The organism is Gordonia sihwensis NBRC 108236, from assembly GCF_000333035.1.
Classification (GTDB): Bacteria; Actinomycetota; Actinomycetes; order Mycobacteriales; family Mycobacteriaceae; genus Gordonia; species Gordonia sihwensis.
In genome coordinates, this window is record NZ_BANU01000009.1 from 17378 (window position 1) to 41171 (window position 23794).

Here is a 23794-nt window from a genome sequence, read left to right on the forward strand (position 1 = left end):
ATTCCTCAGCCTCGAACCCTGCGCGCGATCACACCGCGGGCCGCGGCGTTCACGAGGAAGGTCAAGACGAACAGGACCAGACCGGCTGAGATGTAGGCGCCGGTCTTGATCGGCGAGTCGAATTCGGCCGCGTTGTTCGCGATCACGGTCGCCAGCGTCTGACCGCTCTCCATCAGGTTGAAGTTGATCGGTCCGGCCGTGGAGATGATCAGCAGCAGCGCCATCGTCTCGCCCAGCGCACGGCCCAGTCCGAGCATGGCGCCGCTGATGTAGCCGGAGAGGCCGAAGGGCAGGACCGCGTATCGCACGACCTCCCACTGGGTGGCGCCGAGGGCCAGGGCGGCCTCACGCTGGTTTCGCGGCGTCTGCGCGAAGACCTCGCGGGTGACCGCGGTGATCACCGGCAGGATCATGATCGCCAGCACGATGCCCGCGGTGAGGAGGGTGCCGCCGGTCGACATGTTCGCGACGTTCGCCGGCTGCCGGAAGAACGGGAGGAAGCCGAGGTGATCGACCAGCCATTGGTTCGGCCCCACCATCGCCGGACCGAGCACCAGGATTCCCCACAGGCCGTACACGATCGACGGGATCGCGGCCAGCAGGTCGACGACGTACGCGATCACCGTCGCGAGCCGCTTGGGCGCGTACTCGCTGACGAACAGTGCCACGCCGAGCGCCACGGGCATCGCGATCACCAGTGCGATCACCGACACCAGCACCGTCGCGTAGAGCTGCTGGGGGATGCCGAACTTGATCTCACTGCCCGCCACCACCCACGACCCGGTGTATGTGAAGAAGCCGACGGTGTTCTTCGCGAGCGCAGGGACCGCCTGAATGAGCAGGAACAGCGCGATCAGCCCGATGACGATCGAGACCAACAGGCCCGAGCCGGTGGCGAGCGACGACATGACGCGGTCGCCGAGACGGCTGACCGCCGAGCCGGACGCGGGGCCCGACTCGGCAGTCAGCGATCGCTCACCGGCCGCCCGCGGCGACGGGGTTCCGCCGGCCACGGGCGTTTCAGACACGGCCGGGTCCCCGTCGGCATCTGCGCGGGAGGTCACGGGAGTGTCCGAACGAGTCACAGCGCGTTGATCGTTCCGCGCAGCTTGGCCTGGAAGGCCTCAGGCAGCGGGACGTAACCGAGCTTGTCGAGGCCGTCCTGGCCCTTGTCCAGGATCGTGGTGAACGCAGACTTCAGGTTGTCGGAGACCGCCGAGTCCGAGTAGCCGGTGGAGCACACGATCTCGTAGGTCGTGAGCACCAGCGGGTAGGCGCCGGCCTCCTTGAGTCGGTAGAGGGCGTCGGTGTCGACCACCAGGTTCTTGCTGGACGGGTCGACGAACTGAGCCGCGTCGAGAGCCTTCGCGGCGGTGTCCTTGGTCAGCTGAGTGGGTCCGGCGCCGAAGTCGACGGCCGCCACGCTCAGCTCGTTCTCGGTGGCGAAACCCCACTCGACGTAGCTGATCGAGCCCTCGGTCTTCTTGACCGTGTCGCCGACGCCGGTCGACTTCGAGGCACCCGAGCCGCCGTGGCCGGCCCACTCCTTGCTGTGCTCGTACGGCCAGTCGGCCGGTGCGGCGGTGTTCAGGTAGCGCGTGAAATTGTCGGTGGTGCCGGAGCTGTCGCTGCGGTGCACCGGCACGATGGCCGTGGCCGGGAGCTTGACGCCCGGGTTGAGTGCGGCGATCGCGGGATCGTTCCACTTGGCGATCTTGGAGTCGAAGATCTTCGCGAGTACGGGCGCGTTGAGGTTCAGCTTCTCCACACCGGGAAGGTTGAACGCGATCGCGACCGGGCCCGCGACCAGCGGCAGGTGCCAGGCCTCGTTGCCTGAGCACCGGCTCTTCGCGTCGGCGGCCTCAGCCGGCTTGAGCGGCGAGTCGGAGCCGGCGAAATCGACGTCGCCCGAGATGAACTTCTTGATTCCGTCGCCGGAGCCGGAGCCCGTGTAGTCGAGGATGACGCCGCCGTTGTCGGTGAGGACCTGCGAGAAGTGCTCCATGGCCTTCTGCTGGGCCGTGGATCCTTCACCGGTGACGGTGCCGGACGAGGAGTCGCCGTCACCGCACGCGGTGAGGACGAGGGAGGCCGCGGCGATGCCGGCAACGGCGGCGCCTGCGGTGCGGACGAGCTTCGGGGACGCGCTCATGGGAGTCGGGGTGCCTTTCGATCTGTTCAGGTATCGAGGCGAAACTATCGACGCCCGGTTAGGACAGAGCGACCGGCGAGTGACGGCCCGGGTAACAGTCCGGGCACGAAAATGAACGGCTGGTTGACGCCGGGTTCAGCCCCGGCGATAGGCGATGTCGGCGGTGTACCGGGTGAATCCGAGCCGCGAATACGTGCGCAACGCCGCAGAGTTGTCGCCCTCGACGTACAACTCCACTTCGTCGAGCCCGCGGCCGCCGGGGCGCAGGTCGGCCATATAGCGCAGGCCGGCGAGCGTCAGCAGCGCGCCGAGGCCACGGCCCTGCGCGGCGGAGTCGACGCCGACGATGTACACCTCGCCGAGGGGCGCGGCTCCGTCGGCGGCGGGATGGATCTTCGTCCAGTGGAATCCCAGCAGGACGTCCGGGTCGGCGGCGTCGAAAGCCAGGAATACACCGTCGGGATCGAACCAGTCCGCTCCGGTGCGGGCGGCGATGTCGCGCAGCGTCCATCCGCCCTGCTCCGGGTGCCAGGAGAAGGCGTCGTTGTTCACCCGAAGGATCTCCGCGTCGTCGGACGGTCCCGCGTACGTACGCAGCGCGATGTCCTCGCGCCGGGGGAGATCGGGCAGCGGCTGTGCCACGGGCCTGCGCAGTTGCAGCAGTTCGCGGGCACGGACCAGACCGAGTGCCGCGGCGACGGCGGCGGCCGCGGGCAGGTCGCCGTGCGCCCACACCTGCGGCGGTTCCGAGCCCGGCAGATCGCCGGCGGCGGTCAGGGCGGCGTCCACGAGAGCACGACCCTCCCCGTGGCCCCGGTGGTCGGGGTCCACCACCGCTTCCACTATCGCCGCGCCGCCGTCGCGCGCCGCGAGGACGTTGGCGTATCCATGATCGGTGAGGACATGCAGGTCCGCCCCCGAGTCGATCGCGAGGCGCGCCTGCTCGGCGAGCGGCGCGATACCGTCGACGCGTTCGGCGCGTTCGCACACCTCGCGCGCGAACGCCGAGTCGTCGGCGGTCAGGGAGTCGGAGACGACGCGGTGCCGGATCTGCTCATTCATCACAGTCCAATGTATCGGCAGCCGGCGACCACTCGTCCTACCCTGTCTCGTCCTGCTCGGTGTCGTCGCCGGCGGTGTCGCCGCCGTCGCGGTCGCCCCGGCGCGTCGGCCGCACCGCCTTGTAGCCGACGTTGCGCACCGTGCCGATCAGTGACTCGTGATCACTGCCCAGTTTGGCTCGCAGACGCCGGACGTGGACGTCGACTGTGCGGGTGCCGCCGAAGTAGTCGTAACCCCACACCTCGTGCAGCAGTTGGGCTCGGGTGAAGACCCGGCCCGCGTTCTGCGCGAGGAACTTCAGCAGCTCGAACTCCTTGTACGTGAGATCGATCGGCTTGCCCCGCAGCCGGGCCGTGTAGGTCGACTCATCGATCACCAACTCGCCCAGGGTCACCTTGTCCGGCTGCTCGTCCACGCCACCGGTCACGCGCGTCGACACCAGGCGCAGCCGGGCGTCGAGCTCCGCGGGTCCGGTGGTCGGCAGCAGGAAGTCGTCGACGCCCCAATCGGCGTTCACCGCGACCAGTCCGCCCTCGCCGACGACGGCCACCACCGGGGCGGTGCCGGTGTCCGACACCAGCCGGCACATGGTTCTCGCACCCGCGAGATCGCTGCGCGCGTCCACCAGGATCACCTGTGGTTCGCCCAGCTGCACCAGCGAGGACGTCTGGGCAGGCAGCACGGCCACCTGATGGGACAGCAGGGAGAGCGATCCCAGGACGGCTTCGGCAGTTTGCTCTTCGGTCAGCAGCAACAGGTCCACACACCACTCCGATCTCGTCGTGGCCTCAGCACTGTGGGCTGTCGATCGACGCTGGTCGCAGCACCCGGTTATCAGATGACAGAATAGCGCCGATGCTCCTCACCGCCCACGACCCCCCGAAACCCGCGTCCCGCCGGTACCTGCGAATCGGTGCCTGGATCGCAGTCGTCCTCGTCGTCGTGGGCGTCCTGGCGCTGATCGCCGACGACTTCGCGGCGTCCCGCGCCGAGCACCGCCTCGCACGCGCCGTCCAGGCCTCACCCGGAGTCCCCTTCGAACCGGATGTGATCATGGCCGGCTTCCCGTTCCTCGCGCACCGCTCTGAGGGGAACTTCAGCTCGGTGCTGATCAGCGCCGACGGCGTCCCGATCGAGGGCTGCTCCGGCGTGCCGGTGTGCACCTCGACAGTCGACGCTCGGCTGCAGAGCACCGACCTCGGCCCCACCGGCGATCTGGGCCCGCGGACGGAGCTGCGGGCGCAGTCGATGCGGACCGAGACACGAATCAACTCCCCCACCCTCGGACGGCTGATGGGGATCGTCGATCTCTACATCAATACCCCGGCTCCCGAGGACAAAGTGGGCGGCGGCGGGCCGGGCGACGGCCTGCTCGAGCGCACCGAGGGCATCATGCTGAGCGGAACCGTCCCTCTGCCCGGCTCGCCGGAGACGCAGAACGGCTATCCCCCGTCGGCCGCGAAGTACACCGCGCCGAAGGTCAAGGTGAGCGTGAAGGCTCGCGTGTCGGTGGTCGACGGCCGTGTCCGCATCGAAGCCACCGACTTCTACACCGGACCCGAGGAGCACTACTCCGCCGACGTCCCAGAGGAATTTCGATCAGCGGTATTAAAAAGGTTTTCAACCACTCTTCCGGCCCTCCAGATGGCCTGGGGAACCACCGCGAAACATGCCCTGAGCAGGGGAAGCGACCTTGTGGCCGTCAGCGAGACCGGACCGGTGTCGGTGCGCGCCGTCGACTACGCGAAACCGCTCCCGAGCAGGCCCTGATTTCTGTTGTAGGGTCGGGTCCATGCAGCACCGACGTGGGCTGATGCTCACCCGCCGATTGGCGATCGACCTCTGTCGCGTCGTCGACTGCTGCTGTCGCTTGCCGGTGACGCACCGGGTGTGATGCACCGCTGACGATCTCAGCCGCATCCTCCACCGTCTCGTCGCAGACGACCGCCGTCCCCGGCCCGGAACACCCGTCGCCCAGTGCGACGAACTCGCCGTCTGGCGCGGCCTCACGCCGCGCGCGGCGATCATTTCGAAAGGAACCGAAATATGGCACGCTCCGATGTGCTCGTCAGCGCTGACTGGGCTGAAGAGAACCTCAACACCGACAAGGTCGTGTTCGTCGAGGTCGATGAGGACACCTCGATCTACGACAGCAACCACATCCCGGGCGCCATCCGCCTCGACTGGCGTAAGGACCTGCAGGACGGCCTGCGTCGCGACTTCCTGGACGCCGAGCGCTTCTCCGCACTGCTCAGCGAGCGCGGGATCGCGAACGACGACACCGTCGTCCTGTACGGCGGAAACAACAACTGGTTCGCCGCGTACGCGTACTGGTACTTCAAGATCTACGGTCACAAGGACGTCCGTCTGCTCGACGGCGGCCGCAAGAAGTGGGAGCTCGACGGCCGTCCGCTCAGCGCCGACGCTGTGACCCGCCCGGCCACCGACTACGTCGCCCAGGCCGCCGACAACTCGATCCGCGCCTTCCGCGACGAGGTGATCGACTCGATCGGTTCCAAGAACCTCGTCGACGTCCGCAGCCCCGACGAGTTCTCCGGCAAGATCGCCGCTCCGGCGCACCTGCCGCAGGAGCAGGCGCAGCAGCGCGGTCACGTTCCGGGCGCCATCAACATCCCGTGGTCGACCACCGCCAACGAGGACGGCACCTTCAAGTCCGACGCAGACCTCACCGCGTTGTACGCGGACAAGGGCTTCGACGACGCCAAGGAGACCATCGCCTACTGCCGTATCGGCGAGCGCTCCAGCCACACCTGGTTCGTCCTTCAGGAACTGCTCGGCAAGAAGAACGTCAAGAACTACGACGGCAGCTGGGTCGAGTACGGCTCGCTGGTCGGCGCTCCGATCGAGCGCTGAGCCGCCCCGCAAACTCCCCCATCGACAGTCTCTGAGAGGACTAGTGACATGTGCGCAGCACCCAAGCAGGGTCAGACCCTCCCCGCCGGCGTCGACACTGAGAAGGAGACCGTCCTGACCGGTCAGGTCGTGGACGGTTCGGGCAACCCCGTCGCGGGCGCGTTCGTCCGTCTGCTCGACGGCACCGGCGAGTTCACGGCCGAGGTAGTCGCCTCGGCCACCGGCGACTTCCGCTTCTTCGCCGCCCCGGGCACCTGGACTCTGCGCGCGCTGAGCTCGCAGGGCAACGGCGACGTGACCGTCTCGCCCGAGGGGCCGGGCGTCCACAACCAGGGCGTCACCGTCGCGAAGTGATTCGCGCGTAACGCTGAACGACCTGACGAGACCCGGCCCGTTCTTCGCGGGCCGGGTCTCGTCGTATTCCGCGGCTATCGCTTGATCAGCGGGCTGCGCACCACGTGAGCGCCATTGGCGCGATCGGCTGCGTCGAAGAAGTCCTCGCGGTAGATGTCGCGCGGGAAGAGGCGCGCTTTCATCAACGCCCGCATCGTGTCTTCCACCATCGCCGGGTTGCCGCAGATGTAGGCGACGTTGCCGCCGGCCCGCGGGTAGTCCTGCGCCAGCAGCGCGGGCACCCGGCCCTGCCTGCCGTCGAACTGCTCTCGGGACACCGCCGGCCGGTACGTGAACCAGTCGCGTTCACCGGCCAGTGCCTCGAACCACTCGCGGTCGTAGAGGTCGGCACTCGTCGCGACCCCGTGATACATCACCACCTCGTGCTCCCACTCCCCCTCCTCGTCCTCGATCGCCATGATCGTCTTGAGGATCGACACCAGCGGCGCCAAACCCGTGCCGCTGCCGAGCAGCAGGACGGGCTTCTCGCGGCCGGGGCGGAAGTAGAACTTGCCGTAGGGACCCGACAATGTCACCTCATCGCCTGCGGCGAGTCCGTCGAAGACCCAACCGGCGGTCGCGACCCCGTTCTCGGTCCGTTTGATGTGCAACTCGATCCGGCCGGTCTCATGCGGCGCATTGGCGATCGAGTACGGACGGTTGTCGCCGTCGGGGAGGTTGAGCTGCACGTACTGACCGGCGTTGAACTCCATCGGCTCGTCGAGGTCGATCACGAGCCGGCGGACGCCGGGTGCGATCTCGTCGAGGGCCGCGACAGTTCCGGAGAAGTCTCGGACCGGATACATGGTGATCCCGTCCTCGATGTCCACATCGCCCTCGATGACCACGTCGTCGCGTGGTGTCGCTACGCACATCAGCGCAGCTCCGTCGTCACGTTCGCTCTCGAGCAGGGCATACGGTGAAGCGTCGCCCAGATCGATGTCGCCATCGAGGACCTGCGCCTTGCAGGTGCCGCAGGTCCCGTGAGTGCATGCGTGCGGCAACCAGACACCGTTGCGCAGGCAGGCGTCGAGGATCGATTGGTCCTCGCGGCACTGCAGTTCGGTGCCGAGCGGTTCGACCGTGATCGTGTGAGTCGTGGTCATCGAGAGCTCCGTTCAGTCCGTGGTGAACTTCAGCAGCGCCTTGTGTCCGACGCCGAGATCCTTCAACGACTTCGAGCCGTCACCCGGGTCGAAGACCTCGTCGAAGAGCTGCCAGCCCGAGATCGACGCCGGGTCGAAGTCGGGGTCGGAAGCCGCCCACGGATGCACCATCTCGGCGACGAAGTCTGCGAAGCTCATCGCCTGCGGCGCGCGGAAGCACGCTGCCGAACAGAAGAGCGGATTGCCGAGCCAGTGCACGTACAGCAGTTGGTCGGTGCCGAAGATCTCGGCGCGGTCGGATGCCGGGTACTTGTAGTCGTAGAGTGCCTTGACAGTCATCTCTCATGCCTCCTGCTTCTCGGACCGGCCGTCCTGGTGCCATTCGCGCCACGATCGATGGTCGCGCGAATCCTTGTACTCGCCGTTGTCTCCGTCCTGGATGCCGTACCACTCGAGAACCTCCGGCACCGTCGGTCCACCGCAGTTGCCCTGGTAGATCTGATGCACCGGCAACCACGCCTGCACGTACTTCTCCGGTTCGCGTTCGAAGATCCACTGACATCCGTCGCTGCACGTGTGGTAGGTCTCCCCCTCGTAGTCACTGCGCCGGAACGAGATGGTCGTCGGGTCGCCGGGCTCGGTGAACGCCATCGGCACCTGGCATACCTGACACAGCTGAGGCAGCCCCTGGAAGAAGACCCGTCCGCCGGCTTCCTCCACTCGGCGGTGCTTCTCCCAGTTCGGCCCGTAGTGGGTGTCGAAGGTCTCGCCGTACTGCTCCGACAGCCAGTTCATGTGATCGGGCGTGGGGATCTGCGTGGTGAACGAGGCCGCGAAGGAGAAGTTGTGCAGGATCTTGTAGACCTCGTGCGAGAGCTTGTCCTTCTCCGCGATCGCGTCCTGCACGTGGCGCGGCGGGCGGATGCCGTAGAACTCCAGATCGGGGAACAGGCCACCGAGCATCTGCTCCTCGAAGTAGAGTTCGAACGCCTCCTTCCAGCTCATCACCGGTTTCGGAAGCATGTAGTCCATCATTCCGGCGACCAGAGCCGACATCCGGTATGCCCGCCAGAACCACTTATCGATCCATTCCTGGATGATCGGGACGTTGTCCTCGTCCTGCTCCAGCAGGAACTTGATGGCCTCGAGGCCGAGCGTCATGTGGCGGCTCTCGTCGGATTGCGCGGAGAAGCCGAACGACATGGTCGGCATGTCGCCGTTGAAGCTCGCCCCCGACATGAACGGCACGAACAGCAGGTTGGTGAGCAGGTACTCGAAGCTGAACGAGATGGAGATGAGGAACTCGAAGGGCCCGGCCGTCATCGCGTCGTCGAACAGCGACTTCGGCACCGACAGATACCAGACCCGATCGTGCATCTGCGACCACGAGTGAAAGCCCGAGTAGTACTTGTTGTAATTGCTGATCGTGTGGACCTGCGTCTGGCAGTGACGCAGTTCGTCGACGCTCTGGCACAGCGCCGCGAATCGCGGTGCGGGGCCCTCGAGATAGCGGGCGAGGTACGCGAAGTGGCGATGCGCCTGGTACTCCAGCGGCGTCACGCCCTGAATGAACAGTTTGATGGCGTTCAGGTACGAGGCATCGGAGACGGTGAGATGTCCCTGGCTCTGCGCGAAACCGTCGAGCACCGCGTACAGGCGCTTGTCCTTCTCGGCCTGGTACTTGTAGTACGCGTCGACGGTCAGGCGGAACGGGTCCTCCCAGCCGTCCCAGTCGTGGATCTTGATGCCCTCGTATCGCGTGTACGGGTAGAGGTCCTCGCGATCGACGTACGACGGCTCCCAGTCGAGGTCGCGGGTGAGCAGCGAATACCGCTGTTTGAGCGGGAGCTTCTTGGGGCGGTTCGGAGCTTTGGCGGTGGTCATGTGAAGTGATCTCCTGGTGAGGTTTCAGAATGCGGGGACAGCTGATCCGGTTCAGTGTTGCCAGGCGACGACGATCTGGTCGTCGTCCCATTCGGCGAAGTTGCCGGTGTAGGTGACGATGGCGAGTTGGAACTCACCGGTCTCCCACTCGCGCCCCAGCTGGGCCTCCACCGATTCGCGGTTGATGACTATCCGGCCGGGCGCCGACAACTTGACCAGCCCGGGAAGGTGCCGGACGGACACCTCCGGATTGTCGGCACGGATGGCGGCCACCAGTGCGCGGTTCTCCTCCGACTCCTGCAGGTCGATACCGACCGGGCGGACTGCGGCGGTCATTCCGGAACCTCCGCTCCGACGGCGCCGTCGACGACCTCGGTGAGCGCTCCCACCGCCTCGGCCGCGCGTGCACCCCACAGTTCCTCGATCCGATCGAGGACCGCGACGTTGTCGTCTCCGTGGTCGGGATCCACCCGCCAGCACTTGATCAGCGCGTCGAGCCACTTGCGCTGGTCGGCGAACCAGGTCGTCAGGTACTGCGCGAACAGGCTGTAGGCGCCCGCTCCACCGAGCAGCGCGCGATCGTCGAGTCCGCTGTAGACGGCCGGGTACAGCACCCTGTCGACGGCGTCGATCGCAAGCAGGCCCTCGGCCCAGTCGTCGACGACCATGATCTCCTCGACCAGGCGCCGCAGCGGCTGCAGGTGGTCGGCCGTCATCCAGGTCTGCTTGGCTCCCTTCAGGACCTCCGCGGTACCACCGCCCGCCGCGATACCCGCACGCGAGAGCATCTGCGCGTTGCCGATACGGTCGAACGCAGCGAAGCTCGCGCACTGCGACAGCGACGTGCCGTACGCGAAGCGAGAGCCCGCGACGCTGACCAACTGGGCGCCGGCCTCGTAGTGGCGCAGCGGCACCACCACTTCAGACAGCACCTTCGCCCAGCCTCCGGGGAGCTTCGCGAGCAGGCCGCGGTTCTCCAGGTAGGCCAGGGTCTTGCCGAACTCGTCGTGCAGAGCGGCTCGGTTGGTGACGTACGGGGTGTAGTAGAACTGCCGAGGGTCGGCGAACGCGTAGGGATCGGTGAGCTTCAGCGCGGAGTACCCGGCGTCGTACAACTCGTGGTCGGGCGTCCACGTGGGGCGGTAATGGAAGTTCTCTCGGGGCTCGATGTCGAGCGTGGCCTCCTGATAGCGCGTGGCCGGCTCGTCGCCGAAGCGCTCGATGATGTTCTGGTACGTCTGTCGTTTCGGTTCGATGGTCTGGTAACGAAGTTCGAATTGCATCGATGTCTCCTGGCTGGGAATGGAGGGATCAGTTGCCCGCGATGAGGTCGAGAACCAGAGCGGCCACCTCGTCCTCACCGGCGAGTCGCCGCGATTGCGAGACACCGCCGACGACGAGCTGGGCCGTCGCGGTGTGGCCTGAGACCACGGTTTCGATCCGGGCGCTGCGATCGGCGTAGCCCAGCGTGAAGGCGAGGGCGCCGGGTCCTGTCTGGTCGACGAGAGAGATGACCCCGTCGCACTCGCGACTGCCCGAGAGGATCGCGTTCGCCTCACTCACCAACTGTTCGGCGAGCGATCGGATGATCACCTGGGTGTCCGCCGCTTCGGCGACGGTCACCTCTTCGCTGGGCACGGTATGTGGTGCCGCGCAGTCCTGTCCGTTCAGCAGGTCCTGCACCTGATGCATGAATGGGGTCACGCCATCTCCTCCGCCGTATGTCGTACCGCATAGACACTTATGCGTTGAGATGAGCGTCACACACACTTGAGGACGTGTGAAGTATCAGAAATGGCCCCATTAAGACCTACCCAGTCTTAGCTGAGTGTTCCCGCCCCGATCTGCGGCAATGCCTCGCGCAGACACGTGAGCACCCGCTCGAGGTGTGGCGACGGCGGCTCCGATCGCATCGCCATCGCGAGTTCGACGGTCGGCACCTCTCCGTGCAGCGGGACGTACACCGCACCGGTTATCTGCATGTGCTGCACCGACTGCGGAACCAGCGCAACGCCGAGGCCGGCAGCGACGAACGACACCAGAGTCGCGGTCTCACCGACCTCGTGCCGGATCGTCGGTGTGAAACCCGCCCGCTGGCAGGCGTCGACCACTACTTCGAAGACCACCGACCGGCTGAAACCCGCGTAGGTCACGAAGACCTCGTCGGCGAGATCGGCGATCTCGATCGAATCCTCTTCGGCAAGCCGATGCGCGCGTGGAATCACCGCGATCATCGGCTCGGTGGTGACTACCTCGTATCGCAGCAAGCGGTCGTGCACCGGCGGTCGGAGGAAGCCGAGATCGATCGTGCCGTCGTGCAGCGCCGCCGCCTGCCGGGGCGTGAGCATTTCGCCCTGGAGGTCGAGTTCGATGTCGGGAAGTTCGACCCGCAGCGTGCGCGCGATGGCGGGGAGCATGTGGTAGGTAGCCGAACCGGTGAAACCGATGGCGACGCGGCCGACTTCGCCCACCGCGACTCGGTTCGCCTCCTGCGCCGCGGCATCGACCGAGGCGAGGATCTCCTTGGCTCGATCGAGGTAGCGGCGCCCCGCTTCGGTGAGTTCCACCTTGCGCGTCGAGCGATTCAGCAGGACCACGCCCAGGTCGGCTTCCAACTGTTTGATCTGTTGCGAGAGCGGCGGTTGCGCAATGTGAAGCCGCTGCGCCGCACGGCCGAAATGGCATTCCTCCGCGACAGCGACGTAATACCGCAGATGCCTGAGTTCCAAGAGATCACCGATCCGTTCCGGTCGAATCGACTGTAGACGGCGATCCTCGCTCGCCGAGCACTCTCCGACGAGAGCTACGTCAACCGGTCCAGCAGCTCCACGGGATCGACACCGTAGGTCTCGACGATCTGTGCGCCGTCGTCCCCGACGTCGATGATGGCCTCCGGGGTGTAGACGCGATCGACGCACGACAGTCCGGTCAGCGGGTACGTGCACTGCGGCACGATCTTCGGATCGCCGTTGCGGGCGAACAGAGTCATCATCACGAACACCTGCTTGGCGCCGATCGCGAGGTCCATCGCTCCGCCGACCGCCGGGATCGCGTCCGGCGCACCGGTGCTCCAGTTCGCCAGGTCGCCGCCGAAGGAGACCTGAAAGGCGCCCATGACGCATACGTCGAGGTGGCCGCCCCGCATCATCGCGAACGAGTCGGCGTGGTGGAAGTACGAGGCGCCCGGCAACTCGGTGACGGGTACTTTGCCCGCGTTGGTGAGGTCGAGGTCCACATCGTCACCCGTCGCCTGCGGCCCCATCCCGAGCATCCCGTTCTCGGTGTGCAGGGTGATCCCGGCCGCGGGGTCGAGATGGTCGGCGATCTGGGTCGGCTGACCGATGCCGAGGTTGACGTAGGAGCCGGCCGGGATGTCGGCGGCGATACGCGCGGCGAGACGCTCCTTCGTCATCGGCGCGTCGGCCATCCGAAGCGCCCCGGAAGCGTGAATCAGTCGATCGGTCATCGTGCGCCCTCCACGGCGAATCGGCGAGTGGGAGTCGCGACCACCCGGTCGACGTAGATGCCGGGTGTCACGACGGTTTCCGGATCGATCCCGCCGACCGGCACCACCTCGTCCACCTGGACGACGGTGGTCGCGGCGGCCGCGGCCATGACCGGCCCGAAGTTGCGTGCGGTCTTCCGGTAGACGAGGTTGCCCGCGCGGTCGCTGCGATGCGCGCCGATCAGAGCGACGTCGCCCTTGATCGGGTACTCCAGCAGATACGTCCGACCGTCGATCTCGCGGGTCTCCCGGCCCTCGGCGATCGGAGTGCCGACCGCCGTCGGGCAGTAGAACGCACCGATACCCGCACCGGCCGCCCGCATCCGTTCGGCGAGGTTGCCCTGCGGCACCACTTCGAGCTCGATCTCGCCCGCGCGGTACAGGCGGTCGAAGACCCAGGAGTCCGACTGCCGGGGAAAGGAACAGAGGATCTTCCTGACCCGGCCGGCCGCGAGCAGCGCGGCGAGTCCGTGGTCGCCGTTGCCCGCATTGTTGCTCACCACCGTCAAGTCGGTGGCCCCCTGCCGGATCAGCGCGTCGATCAGATCGAACGGCATACCCGCCAGTCCGAATCCGCCGATCAGAACGGTGGACCCGTCGGCGATGCCGGCCACGGCTTCGTCGACGTCTCCGCAGAAGACGGTGGCGCTCACTGGTGCCCTCCTCGGTCGGTCGGCCGTCGGGACGCGTTCCGTTCCGGCGGTCCGAGTGCTACCCCTACGACGCTATGCCTCCCGATTCAGACTGGCAATTACTCATTGAGGCACTATTGATATCTGATGGATTTCACTATTCGGCGAGCGTGGCGACCACTGTGATCTAGGAAGCAGTCGGACGACTCGTTTCGGTGACGCCACCGGCGCGCGGTACTATCGGCAGCGTGGTCCTCTTCTTTGAAATCCTGCTCGGATTGGCCTCGCTGCTGATCATCTGGTTCGCGCTGTACACCGTCTACCGACTGGTCAACGACGAGTCATGACGCGCTCCGGGAACGAAGCGATCTCCGACGCCGAGCAACGCGCTCAGCAGACCGCAGGTAAGAACCTGACGCCGGTCGGCGATCTGCCCGTTCCTCCGGACACCGCCAACCTCCGCGAGGGTCCCGATCTCCATTCCGGCCTGCTCGCTCTCCTGCCGATGGTCGGCGTCTGGGAGGGACAGGGCGAAGGGCACGATCCGGTGACCGGCGACGACTATCAGTTCGGTCAGCAGATCATCGTCTCGCACGACGGCGGCAATTACCTCGTCTGGCAGGCCCGATCCTGGGTCATCGACGACGACGGCGCGTACGTGCGGCCCGACCTCCGAGAGTCCGGCTTCTGGCGGATCAGCGAGGACGACGAGATCGAATTGCTGCTGACCCATGCCGAGGGCTCCATCGAGCTCTACTACGGCCGTCCGCTCACTCAGACGTCGTGGAATCTCACCACCGACGTCACCATCCGCTCCGAGACCGGGTCGCACACCGGCGGAGCGAAGCGCTTGTTCGGGTTGGTCCCCGACGGCGACCTCGCCTACGTGGAGGAGCGCGTCGACGCCGAGGGCGAACTGACGCCGCGACTGTCCGCGAAGCTCCGCCGCGTCGTCGGCTGACCCTCGGGTCTCACAACCGCACCACCGGCACGTCGATCCGTGACACGTCCTGGTGCGTCACCACCACCACGGCGCGCTCGCCGAAGAGATCACCGCAGATGAGCGACAGCAGTCGCTCGGCATCGCCCGCATCCAGGTGTTCGGTCGGTTCGTCGAGCAGCACCACCGGAGCCGGGTGCAGCAAGGCCCGCGCCAGCAGCAGTCGGCGCCGCTGACCGCCCGACAACGCTCCGCCCCCACCGGTCAGCTTCTCTCCCAACCCGTCTGGCAGACCGCCGAGCCACTCACCCAGCCCCACTCTCTCGAGCGCTGCGCGCATCTCGTCGTCGGAGACGTCGCCGCGTGCCACATGGAGGTTCTCCCGGACGGTGGTGGAGAAGACGTGCGCGTCGTCGGCGAAGTAGCAGACGTGCTCGCGTAGTTCCCCGGGGCCGGCGCTCACCGTCCCGGACAGCGGCGGGAGCAGCCCCGCCAAGGTCATCAGCAGCGTCGACTTGCCGACACCGCTCGGTCCGACGACCACCCGACGCTCCCCGGGGCCCACGCGGAAGTCGTCCATCTCCCCCAGCGGGGTGGTCCATCCCCACCGCAGTGACTCCGCAGTCAGAGTCACCGGACGCGGGTCGACGACCGGGTCGGCGGCCTCGCGGTCACCGTCGGATGCGCCGTCGACGAGTGCCAGCACCCGCCGAGCGGCCTGGCGGCCGCTCTCCCACGCCATGCCGGCTTCGGTGAGCGGTGCGGTCGTCTCGAACGACGACAACGGCAGAAGCAACAGGATGCCGAAGACCATCGGCGTCACACCCGTGCCCGACGCGACGTCGGCCAGCGATCCGGGAAGCCCGGACGCCAGCTGCACCGCGATGATCGCCGCAGCGACCACGCTCACGCCCATCGAGATCGGCGTCACCGCCTGGGCCGCCGCCTGCCGGCGCATACCGGCGTTCTCGGCGTCCGCGGCACGGCGATCGGCTGCAGCGACCGTCCCCAGCACGGATCGGCGCACCCCCGCGACCGCCAGTTCCGGGCCGTGCCACAGCAGTGACGACGTGGCTTCGACGACATCGTCGCGGGCGCGCGCGGCGGCAGCGACTTTATCGGCCGCCCCGCGCGCGGCCAGCCAAGGCGCGAGCACACCGCTCACCAGCAATGCGACCGCGAGCACGATCGCGGCGGGAACCGAGACGAAGGCCATGATCGCCACGGCCGACACCGATGTCACCGCCCCGACAGCCATCGGGACGAGTCCGCGGATCACCGCACTGCCGATCTCATCGACGTCGTCGGCGGTACGCGCCATCAGCTCCGACTGCCGGAGGCCGACGGTGTAGCCCGGCGAGCCCTGCGCCAGCGCGCGGTACATCCGCGTGCGTGCGTCGGCCATCGCCGCCAGTGCCACGTCGTGCGTGGCGAGCCGTTCGACGTAGCGGAACACGCCGCGTGAGATGCCGAGCGCCCGGACCCCGGTGACCGCGACAGAGAGGTAGAGCACCGGTGGCATCTGCCACGCGCGCGTGATCAGCCAGGCGGACAGTGCCGCCAGCCCGAGCGCCGAGAGCGCTCCGGCGGCGCCGAGCAGGATCGGGATCACCAGAACGCGCCCGCGCATTCCGGTGAAGGCGAGGGCGGCGAGCATCGGATCGTGCGAGCGGTCAGCGGCCATCGGAGAGCTCCTTCGCGAAGTCGACCACCGCGTCGGCCGCCGACAGAACGCCTTTCTGATGCGAGACGACGATCACCGTGTCGCCTGCTCTCGCGCGGTCGACGAGTGCGGCGATCACCCGGCCGGCGGTGCCCTCGTCGAGATGCGCCGTCGGCTCGTCGAGCAACAGCAGCGGCGCGGGTGAGGCCAGCGTTCGGGTCAGCGCCAGTCGCTGTCGCTGGCCCGCCGACAGTCCGGCGCCGCCGGAGCCGAGCACCGAGTCCATTCCGTCGGGCAGATCGGCGAGGACCTCGTCGAAGGCCGAGGCGCGCATCGCTTCGGCGACGGCGTCCTTCGGCAGTTCGCCGAACAGATCCAGGTTCTCGGCCACGGTTCCGGGGACGATCACCGGATGCTGCGGCAGCCACACCAGCCGACCGTAGTGGGCGTCCCGATCGAGCGAGGCGAGGTCGCGACCGGCTATCAGCACCCGCCCCTCGTCGGGCGTGTGAAGTCCGAGCACCGCGGCCAGCACGGTCGACTTGCCCGCGCCGTTGGGGCCGGTGAAGACGGTGAGTTCTCCGGGCCGCGCCGTCGCCGACAGGCCCCGCGGCGCCCAGCCGTCGCGGCCGCGGATGCCGAGCCGATCGAGTTCCACCGTGACGCCGACCTCACCGGGCCGACTGCTCGCCTCGGCCTCGCCGCTCGCGGCTGCGCGCGCTGTTCCACGTGAAGCAGCGCGTCCGGACTCGATGAGATCGAGAACGTCGTCCGCCGCCGCGACACCGTCCTCGGCGTTGTGGAACTGCGCGCCGATCTGGCGCAGAGGCAGGTAGGCCTCGGGCGCCAGCACCAATGCGAGCACTCCCGCGTACAGGCTCATCTCACCGAAGACGAGCCGCAATCCGATACTGACGGCGACCAGGGCCACGCTGAGGGTGGCGAGAAGTTCCAGGACGGCCCCGGAGAGGAAGGCGATCCGCAGCGAACCCATCGTGCTGCGGTGCAGACGCTCCCCCAGCTCGGCGACCTGCCCCGCCGGCCCCTGTGCACGACCGAGCGCACGCAGCGTCGGCAATCCGGTCATGAGGTCCACCAGCTGTGCGTTCTGCCGGCTCATCGCCGCCAGCTTCCGCCGGGTGCGGTCTCGTGTGACCAGTCCGATGAGCACCATGAACACCGGGATGAGCGGCAGGGTCACGATGATGATGACGCCGGAGATCGGGTCGGTCCACAGTTCCACCACCACGATGAGCGGGGTGATGACGACCGTCGACAGCAGGGCCGGCAGATACCCCGACAGGTAGTCGGAGAGCCGGTCGAGTCCGCGCAGCACCACCGTCAGCGCGTGCTCGCGCTCGTCGAGCAACCGCCGCGGACTCGTCTGCCCGGGATCGGTGAGAGTGTCGAGCGCTGCGACGCGCAGTTCGTCGATGGTCGCGTGAGCGGCGCGCCGGCTCACCCGATCACCGAAGTAGCTCATCGCGCCGCGGGCGGTCAGTGCCACCGCGAGCACCGTCAGGTGCACCGACTGAGCAGCGAACCCGCGCGCCGCCGGATCGGTGATCACCTCCGACAGCAGTCCGGCCAGGGCGATGGCCGAGGCGACCACCGCGACGACGTTGCCGATCGCGAACGCCGCCGAGGCCACGACGTACCGCCGCGCCGACCGCGACGCGCGGAGCAGTCGCGGGTCGAGCGGCGGCCGGCGACGAGACGTGGCCCGGGGCTCGGTCACTTACCGGTGCTCTGCAGCGGCAGGCCCACCGACGGCGGGATCTGGTCCACCGACAGCCGTTTGCGGAAGACCCAGTAGCTGTAGGCCTGGTAGGCGATGACCACCGGTGTCATGATCGCCGCGGCCCACGTCATGATGACCAGCGTGTAGTGGCTCGACGACGTGTTCGCGATCGTCAGGTCGTACGCGGCGTCCGTGGTGGACGGCAGGACCGCGGGGAACAGCGACGCGAAGAGCATCGCCACGGTTCCGGCGATGGCGATGCAGGTGGCGACGAACGCCCAGCCCTCGCGCCGTGCGGCCGTCGCGATCACCATGCCCACCGCCGCGACAGCGGCCACCACGACGATCGCCCAGGTCCAGGCGTGCCCGTACGCCAGCTGCGTCCAGATCAGGAACACCGCTGCGACCACGGCGGTCGGCACGGCGAGCCGGGCCGCGAAGGTCTGCGCATCGTCACGCATCTGCCCGGCGGTCTTGAGCGCGACGAAGACCGCACCGTGAGTGAGGAAGGCCAGCAGGGTGGTCGCGCCGCCGAGCAACGCGTACGGGTTCAGCAGGTTGAAGAAGCCGCCCGTGTACTGGTGGTCGGCGTCGATCGGCAGTCCGCGCACCACGTTCGCGAATGCCACGCCCCACAGGATCGCCGGGATCCACGATCCGAGTCCGATGCCGAAGTCGCACCACCAGCGCCAGCGCGGGTCGTTGATCTTGCCCCGCCACTCGATGGCCACCACGCGCACGATCAGGCCGATCAGGATCAGGAAGAGCGGCAGGTAGAACGCGGAGAACATCGTCGCGTACCAGCCGCCGAAGGCCGCGAACAGCGCGCCGCCGCCGGTGAGCAGCCACACCTCGTTGCCGTCCCACACCGGTCCGATGGTGTTCAGCAGCACTCGCCTGCGCTTGTCGCCGTCCGGCTCGGAGCGTCGTCCGAGGAAGGACATCAGCATGCCGACGCCGAAGTCGAAGCCCTCGAGGACGAAGTACATCGTGAACAGGACCGCGATGACCAGAAACCAGAAGTTCTCAAGACTCATCGGATGCTCCTCTTAGTACGCGAACGAGAGTTCGGCGGATTCGTCGTCGTCCGAGCCGACGTCGGGCGCTGCGGCGTCCTTGTCGCTGGGACCTTCGATCACGTAGCGCCGTTCGAGGTAGAACCAGACCACCCCGAGCGCGCCGTACAGCAGCGTGAACCCGATCAGCGTGGCCCACACCATGGGCGGTGTGTGGTTCGAGACACCGTCCTGCACCAGCATGTGGATCCTGAGCGGATCTCCGTCGGCGTCGGCCCAGTTGGGGACGACCACCCACGGCTGCCTGCCCATCTCGGTGAAGATCCAGCCGGACGCATTCGCCAGGAACGGAGTCGGCAGCGTCCACAGCGCCAGACGCCCGAACCACCTCGGAACCTCCGTGCGCTTCTTCCGCAGGAACCACAGTCCGCCGAAGGCGACGACCACTGAGCCGAGCGCCCAGGTGATCATGGCGCGGAAGCTCCAGTACGTGACGAACAGGTTGGGCGCGAAGTTCTGGCCCGGCATGTTCAGCGCTTCCTGGTACTGCTTCTGCAGCTCGTTGACGCCCTTCACCTCGGAGTCGAAGCTGTGGTCGGACAGGAACGACAGCATGTTCGGAATGGTGATGATGTGCTCGATGTTGTCGCAGTTGTTCTGCCGTCCGATGCTGAGCACGGAGAAGGACGCTCCGGTCTCGGTCTCGCAGAGCGACTCGGCCGCGGCCATCTTCATCGGCTGCTGTTTGAACATGAGCTGGCCCTGCATGTCGCCGGTGATGAACAATCCCAGTCCCGAGCCGATGATCACCCAGAGTGCGAAGATGCTCACCGGTCTCCACAGGGTGGCGTTGTCGTGGCGGAGCTTCTCCGGCGACGCACCGACCTGGCTCGGCGACGTGGTCGCCGGGATGATCGACTCGTCACCGATCTTGGCGGCTTCCTCGATCTTCGACGCGCGGTAGGTGTTGCGCGCCATCCACCAGAGACCGACCACGGCGACCACCGTCGACGCCGTCAGCAGGGCGCCCATGATGACGTGCGGGAACGCGACGAGCGTGGTGTTGTTGGTGATCACTGCGATGAAGTTGTTCATCGCGGGCCGTCCGCGTTCGGGATCCCACTCGACGCCGACCGGGTGCTGCATCCACGAGTTGGCCGCGATGATGAAGTAGGCGGAGGCGTTGACACCGATCGCGACGAGCCAGATGCACGCCAGATGGAGCCGGCGCGAGAGCCGTCCCCAGCCGAACATCCACAGACCGATGAACGTGGACTCGAGGAAGAAGGCCATCAGCCCTTCGAGGGCGAGCGGTGCGCCGAAGACGTCGGCCACATACCGGCTGTACTCGCTCCAGTTCATGCCGAACTGGAATTCCTGCACGATGCCGGTCGCGACGCCGAGGGCGAAGTTGATGAGGAAGATCTTGCCGAAGAACTTGGTGGCCCGGAGCCACTGCTCGTTGCCGGTGCGGTGCCACACCGTCTGCATGATCGCGATGAGCGGCGCGAGGCCGATCGTCAGCGGCACCAGAATGAAGTGGTAGACGGTGGTGATACCGAACTGCCATCTGGATATGTCTACAACACTCACTGCGACCTCAATTCGTCCCGAGGATGGGCGTTACTACACACGGTAGTAGCCCTTGTTCAGTTGTAAAGCGTGCGTGATGCAGGCAACGGCCTTTGGGCCTATGACCCCGCTGACCTGTGCACCAGATCAGCGACGTCGATCACCGATCCGGCTCCGCAGGCCCGCCCGTCCAGTTCGCGCACACGCGCGGCGAGGGTGACCGACGACAGCAGCCACACCTCGTCGGCGGAGTACACCTCCGTGACGGTCAACGGCCGCTGGTCCGTCCCGATCCCTTCGCTCTCGGCGAGTTCGAACAGTGCGTCCTGTGTGGTTCCGGGCAGCACGCCGTCGTCGCGCGGCGGCGTCACGAGTGCGCCGTCGATCACCGCGACCACCGTGCTGCGCGGACCCTCCAGCACCGTGCCCGACGCCGAGACGAAGATCGCGTCGTCGACGCCCAGTCCGCGGACGTGACGCAGGGCCGCGATGTTGGCGGCGTAGCTGAGCGACTTGACCCCGGAGAGCAGCCACGGCGACGTGGCGGCGAGCCCGGGTTGATACGCGGTCGGCAGCGTCAGCGCGCGGACGCCGTGCCGCCGAGCGGACTCGACGCGGTCCGGGACGGGCGCGATCGTCAGGTACAGGGTCGGATCACCCGACGGATCGTGTTCGCGTCCACGCGTGTACACCAGCCGCAGCATGCCCTCACCGGCATGGACCGACCGCCACTCGCGGACGCCCGTGCGCACCATCGCCTCGATTCGCCCCGGATCCGGCGCGGGCAGGCCGGCGACGGGCGCGGCCGCCGTGAGCCGCGCGAGATGCCGGTCGAGCCCGCAGACTCGCCCTTCGCGCACGAGCATGGTCTCGAAGAGCCCGTCGCCGTGCACGATTCCGAGATCGTCCGCGTGCAGGACGGGTGAATCCGGGTCAGCGACCTCGCCCTCAGGCGACACAAGGACGACTTGCATGCGACAACGATGTCATGGAACGGCGTGCGGCCGGCTGAATTCCGCGCGCCGGAATCTGCGTGCCGACATTCCGCTCATCGGGAGAATCCCTTGGCGAATGCGTCCGACACCGGGTACCACCGACAGATGAGCAATGAACGGATCGTCGTCGTCACCGGCGCCAGCCGGGGAGCGGGCAAGGGAATCGCCCTCGCGCTCGCACAGCCGGGTACCACCGTCTACGTGACCGGACGCACCACGGCCGCCGGGCAGACCAGTCTGCCGGGCACCATCACCCAGACCGCGGCTGAGATCGATGAGCGCGGCGGGACGGGAATTGCGGTGGCCGTCGACCACGACGACGACACTCGGGTCCAAGCCCTCTTCGACCGGATCGGCAACGACCACGGACGGCTCGACGTCCTGGTCAACAATGCCATCGCCCTGCCCGCCGGGCTCACCGACAAGGGACCGTTCTGGACCAAGGGACTCGACCTCCTGAGCCTGCACGGCGTCGGCCTGCGCTCCACCTATGTCGCCACCTACTACGCGGCGCCGCTCCTCACCGAGTCCGGCGGCGGGCTCGTCGTCAACACCTCCTCGTTCGGCGGCACCTGCTACATGCACGGTCCGGCCTACGGTTCCGGGAAGGCCGCCGTCGACAAGATGGCGCACGACATGGCTGTCGACTTCAAGCCCTTCGACGTCGCCGTCGTCTCGCTGTGGATGGGGCTGCTCAAGACCGAGGTGAACATGGCCGCCTTCAGTGCCCGGCCCGACCTCTACGACGGGCTGGTCGCGACCGCCGAGTCGGTGGAGTTCCCGGGACGCGTGATCGACGCACTGTCCCGCGATCGGGACCGGATGAAGTACTCGGGGCGGGTGCTGGTGGCTGCGGAGCTCGCGCAGGAGTACGGGATCACCGACGTCGATGGCAGCACTCCCCCGTCGCATCGGCCCTTCCTCGGCGACCCACCCGAATTCTCCTCTGCCGTCATCGACTGAACCAGCGGGCGGCCTCGTACACTCGGGACATGACCTCCGTGTCGCCGATCCTCAATTCGCATCCCAGTGCCGTCCCCACTCCGGAGGGAGACCCGAGTCCCGGCGTGGCCTGGCACTACGGCGACCCGCTGGGCGAGCAACGGGCGGCGACACGCGGCGCGGCCATTGTCGACCGCTCCGATCGCGCCGTGATCGAACTGTCGGGCCCGGAGCGGCTCACCTGGCTGCACACCATCTCCTCGCAGCATCTGACCGCGCTCGGCGATCGGCGCAGTGCCGAGGACCTCTCGCTCGACGGCAACGGACGGGTGGAGGACCACTTCGTCCTCACCGACATCGACGAGACCACATGGATCGACACCGAGGCCGAGCGAGGACAGGCGCTCACCGAGTTCCTGACCAGAATGGTGTTCTGGGCCAAGGTGACGCCGACGGCGCGCCCCGACATGGCGGTGCTGACCCTGCTGGGTCCCGACATCCTCACCGGCCCGGTCGCCGAGGCGATCGCGCTCCCGCCCGACGCCGAGCGTTACCAGGCCGGCGACCTGCCCGAGCTCCGCCACGACGACGAGCCGCTCGGCTTCTGGCGCGTGATGCCGCGGATCGGCGAGAACGGCTCGACACCTGTGGTCGATCTCATCGTCCCCGAACCCGATCTCCGAGAGTGGTGGCGACTGCTGACCGAGGCGGGCGCCGCGCCGGCCGGCATGTGGGCCTACGAAGCGCTGCGGGTGAACGCCCTGCGGCCGCGCCTGCACATCGACACCGACGAGCGGACGATTCCGCACGAGGTGGACTGGATCGGCGGCCCCGACGAGGCCGGCGCCGTGCATCTGGACAAAGGCTGTTACCGCGGTCAGGAGACGGTCGCCCGCGTCGCCAACCTGGGCCGCCCGCCGCGGCGGCTGGTGCTGCTGCATCTGGACGGCAGCTCCGCGTACCGCCCGGCTACCGGCGATCAGGTCAGCGCCGGCGGCCGGACCGTGGGCCGGGTCGGCACCGTCGTCGATCACTTCGAGAACGGTCCCATCGCGCTCGCGTTGGTGAAGCGCAACGTTCCGGCCGACGCCGAACTCGTCGTCGGCGATGCCGCCTCGCCCGACACCTCCGCGACCGCCCGCATCGACCCCGTGCTGTACACGCCCGACGACCAAGTGCCGCCCGGCCGCGCCGCCGTCGACCGTCTGCGGGGCCGCGGCTGACACGTGCGGCCACGGGAAGCCGCTGGTTCGAGCGTTTTCGATGTTCGACGGTCAGGCGATGAGACTTAATCCGTACTCCGCGCTAGACTGTCGG

24 protein-coding genes are annotated in these 23794 nt (G+C 67.5%); 6 read left to right on the forward strand and 18 right to left on the reverse strand.

What is annotated here, in order from left to right; genetic code table 11:
• Positions 1–5: 5 nt before the first annotated feature.
• The 4 genes from pstC to GSI01S_RS06630 all read right to left on the reverse strand — a co-directional run bounded on the left by pstC (position 6) and on the right by GSI01S_RS06630 (position 3977).
• Positions 6–968, reverse strand: a complete 963-nt coding sequence (gene pstC / locus GSI01S_RS06615; protein WP_233500186.1) for a phosphate ABC transporter permease subunit PstC — start codon at positions 966–968, stop codon at positions 6–8.
• Positions 969–1081: 113 nt separating this feature from the next.
• Positions 1082–2152, reverse strand: a complete 1071-nt coding sequence (gene pstS / locus GSI01S_RS06620; RefSeq protein ID WP_006895705.1) for a phosphate ABC transporter substrate-binding protein PstS — start codon at positions 2150–2152, stop codon at positions 1082–1084.
• A 135-nt stretch (positions 2153–2287) separates the two neighbouring features.
• A complete protein-coding gene (mshD, locus tag GSI01S_RS06625; protein WP_006895706.1) occupies positions 2288–3214 on the reverse strand; it encodes a mycothiol synthase in 927 nt (308 codons plus the stop codon).
• Between the two features lie 37 nt (positions 3215–3251).
• Complete coding sequence (locus GSI01S_RS06630; protein ID WP_006895707.1) at positions 3252–3977, reverse strand: winged helix-turn-helix transcriptional regulator; 726 nt, start codon at positions 3975–3977, stop codon at positions 3252–3254.
• A 92-nt stretch (positions 3978–4069) separates the two neighbouring features.
• Between GSI01S_RS06630 and GSI01S_RS06635 the strand changes: the two genes are divergently transcribed.
• The 3 genes from GSI01S_RS06635 to GSI01S_RS06645 all read left to right on the forward strand — a co-directional run bounded on the left by GSI01S_RS06635 (position 4070) and on the right by GSI01S_RS06645 (position 6442).
• Entirely contained in the window at positions 4070–4984 is a 915-nt protein-coding gene (locus tag GSI01S_RS06635) for an LmeA family phospholipid-binding protein (RefSeq protein ID WP_006895708.1), read from the forward strand.
• Positions 4985–5260: 276 nt separating this feature from the next.
• Positions 5261–6088, forward strand: a complete 828-nt coding sequence (locus GSI01S_RS06640; RefSeq protein WP_006895709.1) for a sulfurtransferase — start codon at positions 5261–5263, stop codon at positions 6086–6088.
• 48 nt (positions 6089–6136) lie between these two features.
• Positions 6137–6442, forward strand: a complete 306-nt coding sequence (locus tag GSI01S_RS06645; RefSeq protein ID WP_006895710.1) for a DUF1416 domain-containing protein — start codon at positions 6137–6139, stop codon at positions 6440–6442.
• Positions 6443–6516: 74 nt separating this feature from the next.
• Here GSI01S_RS06645 and GSI01S_RS06650 read toward each other — a convergent pair whose 3' ends face one another.
• The 9 genes from GSI01S_RS06650 to GSI01S_RS06690 form a co-directional block, all read right to left on the reverse strand.
• Positions 6517–7587, reverse strand: a complete 1071-nt coding sequence (locus tag GSI01S_RS06650) for a 2Fe-2S iron-sulfur cluster-binding protein (RefSeq protein ID WP_006895711.1) — start codon at positions 7585–7587, stop codon at positions 6517–6519.
• Positions 7588–7599: 12 nt separating this feature from the next.
• On the reverse strand, positions 7600–7926 hold the full coding sequence (locus GSI01S_RS06655; protein WP_006895712.1) for a phenol hydroxylase subunit P4: 327 nt from the start codon (positions 7924–7926) through the stop codon (positions 7600–7602).
• A gap of 3 nt (positions 7927–7929) precedes the next feature.
• A complete protein-coding gene (locus tag GSI01S_RS06660; RefSeq protein WP_006895713.1) occupies positions 7930–9471 on the reverse strand; it encodes a YHS domain-containing protein in 1542 nt (513 codons plus the stop codon).
• A gap of 51 nt (positions 9472–9522) precedes the next feature.
• A complete protein-coding gene (locus GSI01S_RS06665) occupies positions 9523–9807 on the reverse strand; it encodes an MmoB/DmpM family protein (RefSeq protein ID WP_006895714.1) in 285 nt (94 codons plus the stop codon).
• Positions 9804–10754, reverse strand: a complete 951-nt coding sequence (locus GSI01S_RS06670; protein WP_006895715.1) for a ferritin family protein — start codon at positions 10752–10754, stop codon at positions 9804–9806. The genes GSI01S_RS06665 and GSI01S_RS06670 overlap by 4 nt, the downstream gene beginning before the upstream one ends.
• A gap of 28 nt (positions 10755–10782) precedes the next feature.
• Positions 10783–11175 (reverse strand): hypothetical protein, encoded by a 393-nt coding sequence (locus tag GSI01S_RS06675; protein WP_006895716.1) that lies wholly within the window; start codon positions 11173–11175, stop codon positions 10783–10785.
• Between the two features lie 116 nt (positions 11176–11291).
• A complete protein-coding gene (locus GSI01S_RS06680; protein WP_006895717.1) occupies positions 11292–12200 on the reverse strand; it encodes a LysR substrate-binding domain-containing protein in 909 nt (302 codons plus the stop codon).
• Between the two features lie 74 nt (positions 12201–12274).
• Positions 12275–12883: a 3-oxoacid CoA-transferase subunit B gene (locus GSI01S_RS06685; protein ID WP_439644232.1), complete on the reverse strand. Its 609-nt coding sequence runs from the start codon at positions 12881–12883 to the stop codon at positions 12275–12277.
• A gap of 50 nt (positions 12884–12933) precedes the next feature.
• Positions 12934–13629, reverse strand: coding sequence for a 3-oxoacid CoA-transferase subunit A (locus GSI01S_RS06690; protein ID WP_006895719.1), 696 nt, complete (start codon positions 13627–13629; stop codon positions 12934–12936).
• Between the two features lie 322 nt (positions 13630–13951).
• Between GSI01S_RS06690 and GSI01S_RS06700 the strand changes: the two genes are divergently transcribed.
• Positions 13952–14569, forward strand: coding sequence for a heme-binding beta-barrel domain-containing protein (locus tag GSI01S_RS06700; RefSeq protein ID WP_006895720.1), 618 nt, complete (start codon positions 13952–13954; stop codon positions 14567–14569).
• Positions 14570–14579: 10 nt separating this feature from the next.
• Here the strand turns inward: GSI01S_RS06700 and cydC are convergent, their stop codons facing one another.
• The 5 genes from cydC to GSI01S_RS06725 all read right to left on the reverse strand — a co-directional run bounded on the left by cydC (position 14580) and on the right by GSI01S_RS06725 (position 21514).
• On the reverse strand, positions 14580–16232 hold the full coding sequence (gene cydC, locus GSI01S_RS06705) for a thiol reductant ABC exporter subunit CydC (protein WP_006895721.1): 1653 nt from the start codon (positions 16230–16232) through the stop codon (positions 14580–14582).
• Entirely contained in the window at positions 16222–17949 is a 1728-nt protein-coding gene (gene cydD / locus GSI01S_RS06710; protein WP_006895722.1) for a thiol reductant ABC exporter subunit CydD, read from the reverse strand. The genes cydC and cydD overlap by 11 nt, the downstream gene beginning before the upstream one ends.
• Positions 17946–18989: a cytochrome d ubiquinol oxidase subunit II gene (cydB, locus tag GSI01S_RS06715; RefSeq protein WP_006895723.1), complete on the reverse strand. Its 1044-nt coding sequence runs from the start codon at positions 18987–18989 to the stop codon at positions 17946–17948. The genes cydD and cydB overlap by 4 nt, the downstream gene beginning before the upstream one ends.
• Positions 18990–19001: 12 nt before the next feature.
• On the reverse strand, positions 19002–20561 hold the full coding sequence (locus GSI01S_RS06720; protein ID WP_006895724.1) for a cytochrome ubiquinol oxidase subunit I: 1560 nt from the start codon (positions 20559–20561) through the stop codon (positions 19002–19004).
• A 98-nt stretch (positions 20562–20659) separates the two neighbouring features.
• A complete protein-coding gene (locus tag GSI01S_RS06725; protein WP_006895725.1) occupies positions 20660–21514 on the reverse strand; it encodes an aminodeoxychorismate lyase in 855 nt (284 codons plus the stop codon).
• A 126-nt stretch (positions 21515–21640) separates the two neighbouring features.
• On the opposite strand from GSI01S_RS06725, the gene GSI01S_RS06730 reads away from it, so the two are divergent.
• Together GSI01S_RS06730 and ygfZ are read left to right on the forward strand one after the other, a co-directional pair.
• A complete protein-coding gene (locus GSI01S_RS06730) occupies positions 21641–22498 on the forward strand; it encodes an SDR family NAD(P)-dependent oxidoreductase (RefSeq protein WP_039867115.1) in 858 nt (285 codons plus the stop codon).
• 29 nt (positions 22499–22527) lie between these two features.
• On the forward strand, positions 22528–23700 hold the full coding sequence (ygfZ, locus tag GSI01S_RS06735) for a CAF17-like 4Fe-4S cluster assembly/insertion protein YgfZ (RefSeq protein ID WP_006895728.1): 1173 nt from the start codon (positions 22528–22530) through the stop codon (positions 23698–23700).
• The last annotated feature ends 94 nt before the right edge of the window (positions 23701–23794 follow it).

Excerpts from the sequence above, each read along its gene's own strand:
- pstS (WP_006895705.1), bottom strand. The coding sequence starts at position 2,152 with ATGAGCGCGTCCCCGAAGCTCGTCCGCACCGCAGGCGCCGCCGTTGCC.
- mshD (WP_006895706.1), bottom strand. The coding sequence starts at position 3,214 with ATGAATGAGCAGATCCGGCACCGCGTCGTCTCCGACTCCCTGACCGCC.
- GSI01S_RS06635 (WP_006895708.1), top strand. The coding sequence starts at position 4,070 with ATGCTCCTCACCGCCCACGACCCCCCGAAACCCGCGTCCCGCCGGTAC.
- GSI01S_RS06640 (WP_006895709.1), top strand. The coding sequence starts at position 5,261 with ATGGCACGCTCCGATGTGCTCGTCAGCGCTGACTGGGCTGAAGAGAAC.
- GSI01S_RS06645 (WP_006895710.1), top strand. The coding sequence starts at position 6,137 with ATGTGCGCAGCACCCAAGCAGGGTCAGACCCTCCCCGCCGGCGTCGAC.
- GSI01S_RS06650 (WP_006895711.1), bottom strand. The coding sequence starts at position 7,587 with ATGACCACGACTCACACGATCACGGTCGAACCGCTCGGCACCGAACTG.
- GSI01S_RS06655 (WP_006895712.1), bottom strand. The coding sequence starts at position 7,926 with ATGACTGTCAAGGCACTCTACGACTACAAGTACCCGGCATCCGACCGC.
- GSI01S_RS06660 (WP_006895713.1), bottom strand. The coding sequence starts at position 9,471 with ATGACCACCGCCAAAGCTCCGAACCGCCCCAAGAAGCTCCCGCTCAAA.
- GSI01S_RS06665 (WP_006895714.1), bottom strand. The coding sequence starts at position 9,807 with ATGACCGCCGCAGTCCGCCCGGTCGGTATCGACCTGCAGGAGTCGGAG.
- GSI01S_RS06670 (WP_006895715.1), bottom strand. The coding sequence starts at position 10,754 with ATGCAATTCGAACTTCGTTACCAGACCATCGAACCGAAACGACAGACG.
- GSI01S_RS06685 (WP_439644232.1), bottom strand. The coding sequence starts at position 12,883 with ATGACGAAGGAGCGTCTCGCCGCGCGTATCGCCGCCGACATCCCGGCC.
- GSI01S_RS06700 (WP_006895720.1), top strand. The coding sequence starts at position 13,952 with ATGACGCGCTCCGGGAACGAAGCGATCTCCGACGCCGAGCAACGCGCT.
- cydC (WP_006895721.1), bottom strand. The coding sequence starts at position 16,232 with ATGGCCGCTGACCGCTCGCACGATCCGATGCTCGCCGCCCTCGCCTTC.
- cydB (WP_006895723.1), bottom strand. The coding sequence starts at position 18,989 with ATGAGTCTTGAGAACTTCTGGTTTCTGGTCATCGCGGTCCTGTTCACG.
- GSI01S_RS06725 (WP_006895725.1), bottom strand. The coding sequence starts at position 21,514 with ATGCAAGTCGTCCTTGTGTCGCCTGAGGGCGAGGTCGCTGACCCGGAT.
- GSI01S_RS06730 (WP_039867115.1), top strand. The coding sequence starts at position 21,641 with ATGAGCAATGAACGGATCGTCGTCGTCACCGGCGCCAGCCGGGGAGCG.
- ygfZ (WP_006895728.1), top strand. The coding sequence starts at position 22,528 with ATGACCTCCGTGTCGCCGATCCTCAATTCGCATCCCAGTGCCGTCCCC.